This is a genomic window from Pseudomonas sp. AS2.8, from assembly GCF_014190935.1.
Classification (GTDB): Bacteria; Pseudomonadota; Gammaproteobacteria; order Pseudomonadales; family Pseudomonadaceae; genus Chryseomonas.
Map to the genome: position 1 here is coordinate 1 of NZ_JACHVV010000006.1, position 14,261 is coordinate 14,261.

Below are 14,261 nucleotides of genomic sequence, written 5' to 3' on the forward strand. Positions count from 1 at the left end.
GAGAGGCTGGCCAGCTTGGTGTAGGCACCGCGGATCTTGAAGGAAAACACCGGCTGCAGGTCTTCACGCTTGAGCAGCACCTGGCAGCCCAGTCGCTCGGACAGCGCCCGCGCCGGTTGCAGGGGCGTTTCGATCGCCACGTCGTAGACGGGGGCGAGCAGGGTCTTCTTCACGTACTGTTCGAGCATCGGCGGGGCGATCCGGTGGGTGCGGCGGGGGCGAAAAGTCTACTACGGGCACCCCCGGGTGGGTTAGCCAGGCCGTCCGAGCGGCTATAATCAGCGACCCTCCACCCGTTTTCTCTGCGGATACTCCCATGAATCAGGACCAGCTCAAGCAGGCCGTCGCCCAGGCCGCGGTCGACCTCATCCTTCCCCAGCTCTCCCGCGACAGCGTGATCGGCGTGGGCACCGGCTCGACCGCCAACTTCTTCATCGACCTGCTGGCCAAGCACAAGCTGGAATTCGACGGCGCCGTGGCCAGCTCCCAGGCCACCGCCGACCGGCTGAAAAGCCATGGCATCACCGTCTATGACCTCAACGGTGTCAACAACCTGGAATTCTATGTGGACGGCGCCGACGAAGCCGACGGCCACCTCAACCTGATCAAGGGCGGCGGCGCGGCCCTGACACGCGAGAAGATCGTCGCGGCGGTAGCACGCAAATTCATCTGCATCGCCGATGGCAGCAAGCGCGTCGAAGTCCTCGGCGAATTCCCGCTGCCAGTGGAAGTCATCCCCATGGCCCGCAGCTACGTGGCCCGCGAGCTGGTCAAGCTGGGCGGCGATCCGGAATACCGCGACGGCGTGGTGACCGACAACGGCAACGTCATCCTCGACGTGCACAACATGCACATTGTCGATCCGCTGGGCCTGGAAGCCAGGATCAACAACATCGTCGGCGTGGTCGCCAACGGCCTCTTCGCCGCCCGCCCGGCGGACGTGCTGCTGCTGGGCACCGCCCAGGGTGTGGAGCGGCTGGAGCGGAGCTAAGCCACCCGTAGCGTGGAAAACCGCGCCAACGTTTTCCACCGGGAGGTTCGTGCGTGCTCAGTGTTGGGCTTCGACGATGGAGCCGTCTCAACCCAACCTACCAGGCTCCTGTAGGTCGGGTTGAGCGCAGCGAAGCCCAGCGATCCCACGCACTCAGCCCACAAAAAAAGCCCCGGTCAGGCGAACCCAACCGGGGCTTTTTCATGCCGCCTGGCGGCTTAGAACAGCACGCGGCAACGGATGGTGCCCTTGATGTTCTGCAGCTTTTCCTGGGCCAGGTCGGAGTAGTCGGCGTCGACGTCGATCACCACGTAGCCGACCTTCTCGTCGGTCTGCAGGTACTGACCGGAGATGTTGATGCCGCTCTCGGAGAAGACGCGGTTGATCTCCGACAGCACGCCCGGCACGTTCTGGTGGATGTGCAGCAGGCGGTGCTTGCCCGGGTGCGACGGCAGGGCCACTTCGGGGAAGTTGACCGAGGACACCGAGGTGCCGTTGTCGCTGTACTTGACCAGCTTCTCGGCCACTTCCAGGCCGATGTTGGCCTGGGCCTCGGCGGTGGAGCCACCGATGTGCGGGGTCAGGATGACATTGTCCAGGCCACGCAGCGGCGAGACGAATTCGTCGTTGTTGGAGCGCGGCTCCACCGGGAAGACGTCGATGGCGGCGCCGATCAGGTGCTCGTCCTTGATGGCGGCGGCCAGGGCGTCGAGGTCGACCACGGTACCGCGGGCGGCGTTGATCAGGATGCCGCCCTTCTTGATGGCGCGGATCTCGCGCTCACCCATCATCAGCTGGGTGGCGGGGGTCTCCGGCACGTGCAGGGTGACGATGTCGCTCATGCCGAGCAGTTCGGTCAGGGAGCCGACCTGCTGGGCGTTACCCAGGGGCAGCTTGGTGATGACGTCATAGAAGAACACCTGCATGCCCAGGCCCTCGGCCAGGACCGACAGCTGGGTGCCGATGGAACCGTAGCCGATGATGCCCAGCTTCTTGCCACGGATCTCGAAGGAATTGGCCGCGCTCTTGATCCAGCCGCCACGGTGGCAGGAGGCGTTCTTGGCCGGGATGCCGCGCAGCAGCAGGATGGCCTCGGCCAGCACCAGTTCGGCGACCGAACGGGTGTTGGAATAGGGCGCGTTGAACACGGCGATGCCGCGCTCGCGGGCGGCCTGCAGGTCGACCTGGTTGGTGCCGATGCAGAAGCAGCCGACGGCGACCAGCTTCTTGGCGCAGTCGAACACCTCTTCGGTGAGCTGGGTGCGCGAGCGGATGCCGATGAAGTGGGCGTCGGCGATCTTTTCCTTGAGCTGGGCATCCGGCAGGGAGCTGGTGACGTACTCGATGTTGCTGTAACCCGCGGACTTCAGGATATCCACGGCGGACTGGTGGACGCCTTCCAGGAGAAGGAAGCGGATCTTGCTCTTGTCGAGGGAAGTCTTGCTCATCTGCGTTGAATCCAGAGTGTCCAGGGAGAAGGATGCCGGCGCGGCGCAGGCCAGGTCAGCCAGCGGCAAAGGGGTCGCTATCTTAGCATGAGCCACCGGATGCAGGTCCGGTTGCGACCTGAAGCTTTCTCAGGGCGACCATGAGCGCCTTGCGACCAGGACCGCGCCGCAGCCCCCGCTTTTGGTTAAGATCGGGGGGTCAAGATCGTCCGCAGACGCCACTCACCAGGAGCACCAGATGGCCTACCAGCACCAGTACCTCGATGGCACCAAGATCCACTTCCCCCTGGGCAAGGTCGTCTGCATCGGCCGCAACTACGCCGAGCACGCCAAGGAGCTGAACAACCCGGTTCCCACCGAACCCCTGCTGTTCATCAAGCCGGCCAGCTGCGTGGTGCCGGTGGCCGAGGGTTTCGCCATCCCCACCGATCAGGGTTCGGTGCACTACGAGGCCGAGATTGCCGTGCTGATCGGCAAGCCGCTGTCGAAGAAGCCGTCGGCCGAGGAAGTGCGCGACGCCATCTCCGGCTTCGCCCCTTCCCTGGACCTGACCCTCAGAGAGGTGCAGAGCCGCCTCAAGGAAAAGGGCTATCCCTGGGAGATCGCCAAGAGTTTCGACGGCGCCTGCGTGCTCGCGCCCTTCGTGCCGGGCGATGCCTTCGAGGACCTGGCCGACATCCCGGTGCGCCTGACCATCAATGGCGAAGTGCGCCAGGACGGCAACAGCCGCGACATGCTCAATCCCATCCTGCCGCTGATCCAGACCATCGCCGGGCATTTCTCCCTGCAACCGGGCGACGTCATCCTCACCGGCACGCCGGTAGGTGTCGGACCTCTCAACGTGGGCGATGACCTGGTGCTGGAGCTGCCGGACGTTAGCCGCTTCGAAACGCGCGTGCTATAACCCCGCCACCCACCGTCGCCCGGCCGGTGCCTGGCGACGGTGTGCCGGCACGGCCACGACGCTCTAACAAGAAGCCGTCCGAGCCCGCATGTCCAGACTCCCCCGCCTCATCCTGTCGCGCCTCCTCCCCGCCTTCGTCCTGCTGGTGCTGCTCGTCCTCACCTTCGTCTGGCACTGGAACGACCGGGCCCTGCTCTGGTGGCAGGAATACCGCACGCCGCCGGAAGTGCGCGCCCAGGCGGTCTGGCTGCCGGACTACGAGGCGGTGATCCAGGGCAAGCAACTGCCGGGCCTGGCCGAGGCCGAGACCTCCGACCTCACCTACGATCCCCGTACCCGCACCCTCTTCGCCGTCACCGGCAGCACCCCCTACCTGGTGCAGCTGAGCCTGACCGGGGACATCCTCAGGCGCATCCCGATCCGCAACGTCTCCAACCTCGAAGGGGTCACCGCCCTGGAAGACGGGCGCCTGGCCATCGTCGACGAACGCCAGCGGCGGCTGTCGCTGTTCCAGCTGGCCGACGACACCCGCGAGCTGGACGCCAACACCTTCGAGCACCACGACCTGGGCTTTCCCGACGCCGGCAACAAGGGCTTCGAAGGCATCGCCTGGGATCCGCGGCACCAGCGCCTGATCCTCAGCAAGGAACGCGATCCGGCCGCGCTCTTCACCCTGGCCAGCGACGGTCGCGGCGTGTCCGGCAGCCTGCAGCCCTTTGCGCTGAAGCAGCTGGTGATCGACTATTCCGCGGTGGCGGTCGATCCGCGCAGCGGGCACCTGCTGGCGCTGTCCGACCAGTCCCATACCCTGGTGGAGCTGACCGCCGAGGGGCAACCGGTCAGCTTCATCAGCCTGAGACGCGGCCTGCACGGCCTGGACGCGACCATGGAGCAACCGGAAGGCGTGGCCCTCGACGAGGCCGGCAATCTCTACATGATTGGTGAACCCAATCTCTTCCACGTGTTTCACAAGGTGTCCAAAGCGGCGCAATGAGCGCCTATTCAGCTTGAATTCAGGGTGGCGCCCTTAGGCTGCGCGGCATTACCGCCTCAGGACCCTGTCGATGTTCCCGCTGTTTTCCCCTCGCACCCTGGGCGCCTTGCTGGGCGGCGCCCTGCTGCTGGCCCTGACCCTGGTGGCCCAGCAGCACCGGCTGTTCGAGCGACTCTGGTTCAACGTCCAGAGCCAGCTCCAGGCCGAGAGCCGCCAGGCCCGTTCACTGTGGCTGCCGACCTACCGCGTCACCGTCGAAGCCCGTCCCATCGGCGAGGGCATCACCGACGTCTCGGCGCTGAGCTTCGATCCGGATCGCCGCACCCTGGTCAGCGTCACCAACAAGCCGGCACGCTTTCTCGAACTGGACCTGGACGGCCGCCTGCTGCGCCAGGTGGAGCTCAGGGGTTTCAGCGACCCGGAGGCCATCGAATACATCGCCCCCAGCGTCTACATGATCAGCGAAGAGCGCCGCCAGCGCCTGGTGCGGGTAAGGATCGGCGCCGACACCCGGGTGGTGGACGTCGACGACCGCCAGGTCAGCCACCCCTTCAGCCTCAGCGACGTGCAAAGCGACAACCGCGGCAACGAAGGCCTGGCCTACGACGCGGCGCGCGAGCGCTTCTTCGTCGCCAAGGAAAGCGATCCGGTACGCATCTACGAGATCGAAGGTCTCGGCAGCGAAGCCTTCGAAGGCCTGCAGGCACTGTCGCTGCGCACGGATCCGCAACGCGATCGCCGGCTGTTCGTACGCGATCTCTCCAGCCTGCAATTCGATCCCGGCACCGGCCACCTGCTGGCGCTCTCGGATCAGTCGCGGCTGGTGCTGGAACTGGACGACGACGGCAAGCCGATCAGCTCGCTGTCACTGCTGCGCGGCCAGCACGGCCTGAGCCGCAGCGTGCCCCAGGCCGAAGGCGTGGCCATGGATGACCAGGGCCGGCTCTATGTAGTCAGCGAGCCGAATCTGTTCTATCGGTTCGAGAAGCCGTGAGGGTGGGGGCTACTGCTGGAGCCATAGGCCTGCTCGGACAGCCCCCTCTCCCTGAGGGCGATGGCTGGGGTGAAGGCACGCCTGGCACCTGATCTCCATGTGGAAAAGGCTGCGCCGTTTTCCACGCTACGCAGCCGATGTTGGGCTTCGACGATGGAGCCGTCTCAACCCAACCTACGAAAATCGCCGTAGGTTGGGTTGAGCGCAGCGAAGCCCAACGGACCGGAGCGGCTTCTCCCTCACCCCGGCCCTCTCCCCGAGGGAGAGGGGGTGGTCCCGCGCGGTGCGCGGCTCCCGGTAGCCCTACTCCCCCTGCTCGAACAACTCCTCCAGATAGCGCCGCGCATTGGCTACGTAGACCTGGGCGTTGGCCGCCAGCTGCGCCTGCTGGGCTTCGCTGAGAGCGCGCACCACCTTGGCCGGCGAGCCGAGCACCAGGGAGCCGTCGGGGATCACCGCGTTCTCGGTGACCAGGGCGTTGGCCCCCACCAGGCAGTTGCGCCCGATGCGTGCGCCGTTGAGCACCACGGCGTGGATGCCGATCAGACTGCCGTCGCCGATCTCGCAGCCATGCAGCATGGCCTGGTGCCCGACGGTGACGCCGCGTCCCAGGGTCAGCGGCGAGCCGGGATCGGTGTGCAGCACGGCGCCGTCCTGCACATTGCTGTCGGGGCCGATGTGGATCAGCTCGTTGTCGCCACGCAGCACCGCGCCGAACCAGACGCTGGCGCCCTCATCCAGGCGCACCTTGCCGATCACCGCGGCGGTAGGCGCGACCCAGCTGTGCGGATGGGCGTCGACGCGATGTTCTCCCAGGCGGTACTTCATGGCGGTCATCCTCGTGTTGTCAGGGTTGGCGGAGACGCCGATTGTTCGCCCAGGCGAGCGGCGGACGCAATCGGCAGTGACGCGCGTTGTTGCAAGTCATTCTCGATAGCGAAAGAATACCCAGGGAACCTAAGTCCCCCGGACTGCGACGAATGACCACGGCCAGCGCGCTGGGAAAGCAGGCCGGCCTTTGCAAAGCTGGCTGCCGTTGACCGCGCAGCCCCTGGAAGAGCAGCGTCAGCCGTCCCGGCCCAGGCCGGTTTCCCGAGACCACCGGAATCTGCGAGCGCCCGATGCGTACCACCTGGAAATTCCTGCTGCCCCTCGCCGTCACCGGATTGCTGGCGCTGCTGCCGGCGCCCGACGGCCTGCCCGCTCATGCCTGGCTGTACTTCGCCCTGTTCGCCGGCGTGGTGGTGGGGCTGATCCTCGAACCCCTGCCCGGCGCGGTGATCGGCCTGATCGGCGTGGCCCTGGCGGCCCTGCTGGCGCCCTGGGTGCTGTTCAGTCCGGCGCAACTGGCGACCCCGGGCTTCCGGGCGCCCCAGGAGGCGCTGAAATGGGGCCTGGCGGGTTTTTCCAACAACACCGTCTGGCTGATCTTCAGTGCCTTCATGTTCGCCCTGGGCTACGAGAAGACCGGACTCGGGCGGCGCATCGCGCTGCTGCTGGTCAAGGCCATGGGCCGGCGGACCCTGACCCTGGGCTATGCGGTGATGCTGGCCGATCTGGCCCTGGCGCCCTTCACCCCGTCCAACACCGCGCGCAGTGGCGGCACCGTCTACCCGGTGATCCGCAACCTGCCGCTGCTCTACGATTCCAAGCCCAACGACCCCAGCGCCCGGCGCATCGGCTCCTACCTGATGTGGGTGGCGATCTCCTCCACCTGCGTCACCAGTACCCTGTTCCTGACCGCCCTGGCGCCCAACCTGCTGGCCGCCGCGCTGATCGAGAAGACCGCCCAGGTGCACATCAGCTGGGGTCAGTGGTTCATCGCCGCCGCGCCCATGGGCATCCTCTTGCTGGCACTGCTGCCGCTGCTGGCCTACTGGCTGTATCCGCCGGAGATCAAGCGCAACGACCAGGTGCCGCTGTGGGCGGCCAAGGAACTGGCCGCGCTCGGCCCGCTGACGCGCAATGAAAAGCTGCTGCTGGCCCTGGTGATCGGCGCCCTGGCGCTGTGGATCTTTGGCGCCGCCTGGGCCGATCCGGCGCTGGTGGGCATCCTGGTGATCGTGCTGATGCTGCTGCTCAGGGTGATCACCTGGAACGACGCCCTGGGCAACAAGGCCGCCTGGAACACCTTCGCCTGGTTCGCCACCCTGGTCGCCCTGGCCGACGGCCTGACCCGGGTCGGCTTCGTCGCCTGGTTCGGCCAGTGGGTCGCCGGCCACCTGGGCGGCTTCCATGCCGGCACCGCCATGGTGGTGCTGGTCGCGGTGTTCTATCTCGCCCACTACCTGTTCGCCAGCTCCACCGCCCACACCACGGCGCTGCTGCCGGTGATGCTGGCCGCTGGCATGGGCATCCCCGGCATCGACCTGCCGGTGTTCGCCCTGCTGCTGGGTACCTCCCTGGGACTGATGGGCATCATCACCCCCTACGGCACCGGGCCGAGCCCGGTGTACTACGGCAGTGGCTACCTGCCCAGCGCCGACTACTGGCGGCTGGGGACGATCTTCGGCGCGCTGTTCCTGCTGGTGCTGCTGGGGATCGGGGTGCCGTGGATCATGATGGTGGTGTGAGGCCGAGGCCCGGGCGGAGCACCGTAGGTTGGGTTGAGCGATAGCGAAGCCCAACGGTGCGGCGGTTGCAGTGATGCCTTGGTTTATGGGTGCCCCGGCTGCTTATCGAGTGCTCGGATGACTTTTGTTTCGCCCACCCGGGCGACTCACTTTTGCCAATCGCGGCTACGCGCGCCGGACAAAAGTAAGCAAAAACGCTTGCCCCGACCATCCGGCCTTCCGCTTCGCTCCAGGTCCGCTCACGCCAGCGCCGTTCCGGGGTCGGTCCAGATGGGCCCTCCATGGCCCACTGGACCTCTCGCCGCATCCACGCGGCTCGACCCACTCCACGACACTGGCGTTCGCCCTGCTGAACGGGGTGTTTCGCGCGTCTGAAAGTGTTGGTTGAATAACCCGTAACCCGTAGCGTGGACAACGGCGAAGCCTTGTCCACTGATAACATCGGTACCCACCAGTGGAAAACGCTGCGCGGTTTTCCACGCTACAACCTGTGAACACCGAAGCATCAGGCTTGCACCCGTCCCCGTCAGTGAGGCCGAGTTCCGGTGTCGTGGCGGGGGATGCGAGGCAGGACGCCGAGCAAGGCGCGAGGGGCAGGAGGCCCCTTCGTGCCGTGCCCCTGGAGCGGTACCGGAGCGAGGGGACCCGAAGGGCCGAAGCGTGGGGACAGCGTTTTTGGTTACTTTTTTGGCGAATGCAAAAAGTAACTCGCCCGGGTGGGCGAAACAAAAGCCCTCAGAGCACTCGATAAACAGCTAGGGCACCCATACCCCTAATCCGTTGGGCTTCGCTATGCTCAGCGCCAACCTACGAATACCGATGTTCGAGATGGCTAGGCACCGTTGGGCTTCGCTATCGCTCAACCCAACCTACAGAACCCAACCATCCCCTCCCCCCAATAATTTCCCCTCCACCCGACCTTTTGCTTAGGGACCTAAGCATCCCTTCGGCGTAGAATCCACATTCTTAGTGTGCTTTCGATAACACCCGCAGAGGTCGTCATGTCCCACCGTATTCGCCATCCCGGTTTCGCCGCCAAGCGCCAGAGCGCCGAGCAGGCCGCGCAGTTCATTCGTCACGGCATGACCGTGGGCATGAGCGGCTTCACCGGGGCCGGTTATCCCAAGGCCGTGCCCGGCGCCCTGGCCCAGCGCATCACCGCCAGCCACGGCGCCGGCGAGCCCTTTCGCATCAAGGTGCTGACCGGCGCGTCCACCGCACCGGAGCTGGACGGCGCCCTGGCGCGGGTCGATGGCATCGAGTTGCGGGTGCCCTTCCAGTCCGATCCCGAGCTGCGCAGCCGCATCAATGCCGGTGGTCTGGAGTACATGGACATCCACCTCGGCCAGCTGGCGGAAAAGGTGCGCTATGGCTTCTTCGGCAAGATCGACGTGGCGGTGGTGGAGATCGCCGCCATTCGCGAAGACGGTCTGCTGGTGCCCTCCTCTTCGGTGGGCAACAACAAGACCTGGCTGGACATGGCCGACGCGGTGATCCTCGAGGTCAATCGCTGGCAGCCCGACGCCCTGGACGGCATGCACGACATCTACACCGACGGCGCCCTGCCGCCCCACCGCACGCCGATTCCACTGGCGCACCCCGGCGACCGTATCGGCTCGCCCTATCTCGAAGTGCCGCTGGACAAGGTGGTGGCCGTGGTGGAGACCGACGCCCCGGACCGCAACAGTCCGTTCAAGGCGCCGGACGCCGCCTCCCAGGCCATCGCCGCGCATCTGCTGGACTTCCTCCGCTTCGAGGTACGCCAGGGACGCATCCCGGCCAATCTGCTGCCCATCCAGTCGGGGGTCGGCAACATCGCCAACGCCTTCATGCAGGGCCTGGCCGAGAGCGAATTCGAGGGGCTGACCGCCTTCACCGAGGTGATCCAGGACGGCATGCTGGAACTGCTCATCAGCGGCAAGATGGAGCTGGCCTCGGCCACCTCCTTCTCCCTGAGTCCGGCGGGCATCGAGCGCTTCGTCGAGCACGCCGAGTCGCTGCGCCAGCGCATCATCCTGCGCCAGCAGGGCGTGAGCAATCACCCGGAACTGGTGCGGCGGCTGGGCTGCATCGCCCTGAACGGCATGCTCGAAGCCGACCTCTATGGCAACGTCAACTCGACCCACCAGATGGGTACCGGGATGATGAACGGCATCGGCGGCTCCGGCGACTTCGCCCGCAACGCCTATCTGTCGGTGTTCATGGCGCCGAGCACGGCCAAGAACGGGCTGATCTCGACCCTGGTGCCCATGGTCAGCCACGTCGACCACACCGAGCACGATGTCTCGGTGATCGTCACCGACCAGGGCCTGGCCGACCTGCGCATGCTCAGTCCCAAGCAGCGCGCCCGAGCCATCCTCGAGCACTGCGTGCACCCAAGCTTCCGTCCGGCGCTGGAGGATTACTTCGAACGCGCCCTGGCCGGCAGCCATGGCAAGCACACCCCGCACCTGCTGCCCGAGGCCCTCGCCTGGCACGAACGCTATCTGGTCACCGGCAGCATGCTCGGCCCCGCAGCCCAGGAAGCCCACGACTGAAAGGCAAGGCGCCCGAGGCCTCTCGGGCCCCCTTTCGCTCCGCCATCCCCGCCGTCCGTCGCCCACATGCAACTAATTGTGACTTTTTGCCAGCGCGCTGTGTAAAAAGCTGCCTTGTCGGATTCCCAGCCGACATTCCGGGTGATAAAAGACGTGAAATCTCTGAGCAATGTCCTTGATCTGCAAGGGGCATTGCCGTTCGCGGTTGTTCTAACCCCGCCCCCCTTTTGAGAGCTGCCACCGTGAAGATCTGTCATCAACTTGCCGGCCTGCTGCTGGCTGGCTTGGTCGGGCTGAGTCCGGCCGTCCTGGCCCAGACCCCACCGAAGGTCAAGGCCGCGGCTGCCGCCACCGCCCAGCGCCTGGCCTCGAACCACGCCCTGGTCGTCGACCTCAAGACCAACCAGGTACTCTTTTCCCAGAATCCCGACCAGGTCGCGCCTATCGCTTCGGTGACCAAGCTGATGACCGCCATGGTGGTGCTCGATGCCCGGCTGCCGCTGGAGCAGACCATCGACATCGACATCAGCGAGAATCCGGCCATGCGCGGCATCTTCTCGCGGGTGCGCCTGGGCAGCCAGCTGACCCGTCGCGACATGCTGCAACTGGCGCTGATGTCCTCGGAAAACCGCGCCGCCACCAGCCTCGCCCATCACTATCCGGGTGGCCAGCGGGCCTTCGTCGCCGCCATGAATGCCAAGGCCCGCGCCCTGGGCATGAGAAACACCCGCTACGCCGAGCCCACCGGGCTGTCGCCGCTGAACGTCTCCACCGCGCGCGACCTGGTCACCCTGCTCAAGGCCACCGAACACTATCCGCTGCTCGGTCAGCTCAGCACCACCCCGGAAAAGACCCAGGCCTTCCACAACCCCAACTATGTGCTGGGCTTTCGCAACACCAACCACCTGATCTACAACGCCGACTGGAGCGTGCAGCTGACCAAGACCGGCTACACCGACAAGGCCGGTCACTGCCTGGTGATGCGTACCGTGATGGCCGGTCGTCCGGTGGCCTTCGTGGTGATGGACGCCTTCGGCAAGTTCACCCACATGGCCGACGCCACCCGCGTGCGCCGCTGGCTGGAAACCGGCGCGCTGAGCCCCCTGCCAGGCGCGCCCAAGGCCGGTCGCAGCACGGTGCTGGCGCGGCAGTGACGCCCGCCTGAGCCGGTCCCGAAGCCGCGTTCCGACGCGGCTTTTTCTTGCCTGGCGGCTTTCCACGGGTCGGATACGCGCCACCTCGCCTGGCGCGATCGGCGGCGGACGACAATAGTTATCCCTGGCGCTGGAGACCGCAGTACCGGCACGCCCCCACTCCAAGAGGTGTCCCGATGAAGCCCTCCCTGTCGCGTCGTCAACTCCTGCATTGCGCCTGCTGCCTGCCTGTGGCCGCCGCCCTGGCGCCCCTCGCCCTGCCCGCCCTGGCCGCGCCCACCAGGGCCCACACCACCCTCACCGCCGAGCAGGCCCTGCAACGGCTGATCGACGGCAACCAGGGCTTCATGGACGACCAGCCCCTGCACGGGGAAACCAATCGCGATCGTCGCCTGGCGATCGCCAAGGGCCAGACCCCCTTCTGCGTCCTGGTGTCCTGCTCGGATTCGCGGGTCTCGCCGGAGCTGCTGTTCGGCCGGGGCCTGGGCGAGCTGTTCATCGTGCGCAACGCCGGCAACACCCTGGACACCACCGCCCTCGGCTCGGTGGAGTACGCCATCAGCCAGCTGGGGGTGCCGCTGATCGTGGTGATGGGCCACGAGAAGTGCGGCGCGGTGGAGGCCGCGGTTGCGGTGGTGGAGCAGAACGCCCTCTATCCCGGCGCCATCGGCGCCATGATCGAACCCATCCTGCCGGCGGTGCTCAGCGCCCGCTCCGGCAATCCGCCGGATCTGCTGGAAGCGGCGGTGCGCAGCAACGTACAGCGCACGGTCAGGCGGCTGCGCGCAGCCTCGGAACCGACGCTGCTGACGCCGCAGCAGAACGGCCAGGTCAAGGTGGTGGGCGCCTACTACACCCTGGAAAACGGCCACGTGGACTTCTTCGACGTCTGAGGCGGGCACCCCGGGCGTCAGCCGCGGTCTAGGGCTGTATCACCCGCCTGGAATGCCCCATGAGCAGAGACGCGATCGCCCACGAGTACTACGAAACCGTCACCGGCCGCTGCTGGCTGGATGACGTGCGCGAATGGCGCCGCCTGCAGGCCGAGGCCCAGGCCGCCGCCGACCGCTACCTGGCCTGCCCGGAGGACCTGGGCACGCCCGAGCGCGAATGCCTGGAGCATCGCTGGCGCGCCATCAATGAAGAGGCCGGCGCCTTCTGGCAGCGCATGTGGTCGAATCTGGATCGTCAGTGAGGGTGCGCGGCTTCAGGTAGCCCTGGCGAGAAGCGCCAGCAAGCCTTCGGGTACCAGTCGACAGGTGTCGTCGAAGGAATCGAGCGAGCGCCAGGTGGCCATGAAGGCCTCACCATCGCTTTCCCGGCCGGGCAGTTCGGTCTCTGCATAGCGCTGCCGATCAACGAATTCGGCGGCGTAGACCAGCACCACCTCGTGGCCCGGCCGCCCGGCGTAGCTGAACAGCGACTCCAGGGTGCCCAGCAGCCTCACCTCGGCCAGTTCGACGCCCAGTTCTTCACGGATCTCGCGCTGCACGGCCGCCAGGCTGGTTTCGCCGAACTCCACGCCACCGCCCAGGGGCCGGCAGAAGCGCCGGCCATCGTGCGGGTCCTGCGTCTCGCGCACCAGGATGCGATTGTCCTTACGCAGGATGCAGAGCGCCAGGACGCGAATCTGACCGCTCATTACACCAGCCCCTCCGCCCTCAATTCGCTCTTGAGATAGGCGTAGTACACCGGCGCCGCCACCAGCCCCGGCAGGCCGAAGGCCGCCTCGAACACCAGCATGGCCACCAGCAGCTCCCAGGAGCGGGCGCTGATCTGGCCGCCGACGATGCGGGCGTTGAGGAAGTATTCCAGCTTGTGGATGGCGATCAGGTAGCCCAGCGCCGCCACCGCGACCCAGATCGACAGCGACAGGCCGGCGATGAAGATCAGGGTGTTGGACATCAGGTTGCCGATCACCGGCAGCAGACCCAGGATGAAGGTGAGGATCACCAGGGTCTTGGCCATCGGCAGATGGACATCGAACAGCGGCAGCACGCCGAGCAGGAAGATGCCGGTCAGGGTGGTGTTGAGCAGCGAGATCTTGATCTGGGCGAAGACGATGTTGCGAAAGGCCTGGGCCACCAGGCCGAGACGCACCAGCAGCGCGCCGGACAGCGGGCGCAGGCGCTCGGGATCGGGGGTGGGCTGCAAGGCGACGATGGCGCCGAGGATCATGCCGATCAGCACGATGACAAAGGTCCGCGCCGCATCCCGACCGAACAGCTGCAGTTGCGCCACGTGGGCGCGTACCCATTCCACCAGCTCCTGCTTCATGCTGTCGGCGTTGGCCGGCAGGTAGGCGTCCAGCGACGGCGGCAACTGGGCGCGGGCGCGCTCGGTGAGCACCATGAACTTGTCCAGCAGCCGTCCGGGGTTCTGGACTTCCTGGATGATGAAACTGGTGAACCAGACGAAGAACAGCGTCAGCAGACTCACCACCAGGGCGCCGAGCAGGGCCACGGCGAGCCAGCGCGCGCCGCCGCCGGGCATTTGCCGCTGCAGGCGCCCGGCCAGGGTATTGACCAGTTCGTACACCAGCAGGCCGGCCAGCAGGCTGGGCAGTAGCTTGAGCGGGAGAACCAGATAGAGCGCGGTGAAGACGATGATCCAGCTGGCCAAGATGGCCTGGCGTTGCGTGAAGGCGTACATAGATTACCGGCGGC

14 protein-coding genes are annotated in these 14,261 nt (G+C 66.4%); 9 read left to right on the forward strand and 5 right to left on the reverse strand.

Annotated elements, in window-relative coordinates; genetic code table 11:
- A partial coding sequence (locus tag FHR73_RS21040; RefSeq protein WP_183633846.1) for a pyridoxal-phosphate dependent enzyme occupies positions 1-188 on the reverse strand: 188 nt, incomplete at its 3' end.
- A gap of 128 nt (positions 189-316) precedes the next feature.
- Here FHR73_RS21040 and rpiA point away from each other — a divergent pair.
- The gene (rpiA, locus tag FHR73_RS21045) at positions 317-991 is read left to right on the forward strand and encodes a ribose-5-phosphate isomerase RpiA (RefSeq protein ID WP_183633847.1); all 675 of its coding nucleotides are present in this window, start codon (positions 317-319) and stop codon (positions 989-991) included.
- A 218-nt stretch (positions 992-1,209) separates the two neighbouring features.
- Here rpiA and serA read toward each other — a convergent pair whose 3' ends face one another.
- The gene (gene serA / locus FHR73_RS21050; RefSeq protein ID WP_017639986.1) at positions 1,210-2,439 is read right to left on the reverse strand and encodes a phosphoglycerate dehydrogenase; all 1,230 of its coding nucleotides are present in this window, start codon (positions 2,437-2,439) and stop codon (positions 1,210-1,212) included.
- 238 nt (positions 2,440-2,677) lie between these two features.
- On the opposite strand from serA, the gene FHR73_RS21055 reads away from it, so the two are divergent.
- The 3 genes from FHR73_RS21055 (at position 2,678) to FHR73_RS21065 (ending at position 5,331) form a co-directional block, all read left to right on the forward strand.
- The gene (locus FHR73_RS21055; RefSeq protein WP_183633848.1) at positions 2,678-3,343 is read left to right on the forward strand and encodes a fumarylacetoacetate hydrolase family protein; all 666 of its coding nucleotides are present in this window, start codon (positions 2,678-2,680) and stop codon (positions 3,341-3,343) included.
- 88 nt (positions 3,344-3,431) lie between these two features.
- Positions 3,432-4,337, forward strand: coding sequence for an SdiA-regulated domain-containing protein (locus FHR73_RS21060; protein ID WP_183633849.1), 906 nt, complete (start codon positions 3,432-3,434; stop codon positions 4,335-4,337).
- Between the two features lie 70 nt (positions 4,338-4,407).
- Positions 4,408-5,331 (forward strand): SdiA-regulated domain-containing protein, encoded by a 924-nt coding sequence (locus tag FHR73_RS21065; protein WP_183633850.1) that lies wholly within the window; start codon positions 4,408-4,410, stop codon positions 5,329-5,331.
- Positions 5,332-5,634: 303 nt separating this feature from the next.
- Here the strand turns inward: FHR73_RS21065 and FHR73_RS21070 are convergent, their stop codons facing one another.
- Positions 5,635-6,159: a gamma carbonic anhydrase family protein gene (locus FHR73_RS21070; protein WP_183633851.1), complete on the reverse strand. Its 525-nt coding sequence runs from the start codon at positions 6,157-6,159 to the stop codon at positions 5,635-5,637.
- A 293-nt stretch (positions 6,160-6,452) separates the two neighbouring features.
- Between FHR73_RS21070 and FHR73_RS21075 the strand changes: the two genes are divergently transcribed.
- The 5 genes from FHR73_RS21075 to FHR73_RS21095 all read left to right on the forward strand — a co-directional run bounded on the left by FHR73_RS21075 (position 6,453) and on the right by FHR73_RS21095 (position 12,790).
- Complete coding sequence (locus tag FHR73_RS21075) at positions 6,453-7,904, forward strand: anion permease (RefSeq protein WP_183633852.1); 1,452 nt, start codon at positions 6,453-6,455, stop codon at positions 7,902-7,904.
- Between the two features lie 1,001 nt (positions 7,905-8,905).
- Positions 8,906-10,441: an acetyl-CoA hydrolase/transferase family protein gene (locus FHR73_RS21080; protein WP_183633853.1), complete on the forward strand. Its 1,536-nt coding sequence runs from the start codon at positions 8,906-8,908 to the stop codon at positions 10,439-10,441.
- Positions 10,442-10,683: 242 nt separating this feature from the next.
- Positions 10,684-11,595, forward strand: coding sequence for a D-alanyl-D-alanine endopeptidase (gene pbpG, locus FHR73_RS21085; RefSeq protein ID WP_183633854.1), 912 nt, complete (start codon positions 10,684-10,686; stop codon positions 11,593-11,595).
- A gap of 176 nt (positions 11,596-11,771) precedes the next feature.
- Positions 11,772-12,488: a carbonic anhydrase gene (locus FHR73_RS21090; protein WP_183633856.1), complete on the forward strand. Its 717-nt coding sequence runs from the start codon at positions 11,772-11,774 to the stop codon at positions 12,486-12,488.
- A 59-nt stretch (positions 12,489-12,547) separates the two neighbouring features.
- Positions 12,548-12,790, forward strand: a complete 243-nt coding sequence (locus tag FHR73_RS21095) for a hypothetical protein (RefSeq protein ID WP_183633858.1) — start codon at positions 12,548-12,550, stop codon at positions 12,788-12,790.
- Positions 12,791-12,802: 12 nt separating this feature from the next.
- On the opposite strand, the gene FHR73_RS21100 is transcribed toward FHR73_RS21095, so the two are convergent.
- Positions 12,803-13,237 carry an NUDIX hydrolase gene (locus FHR73_RS21100; RefSeq protein WP_183633860.1) on the reverse strand — a complete coding sequence of 145 codons (435 nt, stop codon included), beginning with the start codon at positions 13,235-13,237 and terminating at the stop codon, positions 12,803-12,805.
- A complete protein-coding gene (locus tag FHR73_RS21105) occupies positions 13,237-14,247 on the reverse strand; it encodes an AI-2E family transporter (RefSeq protein WP_183633861.1) in 1,011 nt (336 codons plus the stop codon). Before FHR73_RS21105 ends, FHR73_RS21100 begins: the two co-directional genes overlap by 1 nt.
- Between the last annotated feature and the right edge of the window lie 14 nt (positions 14,248-14,261).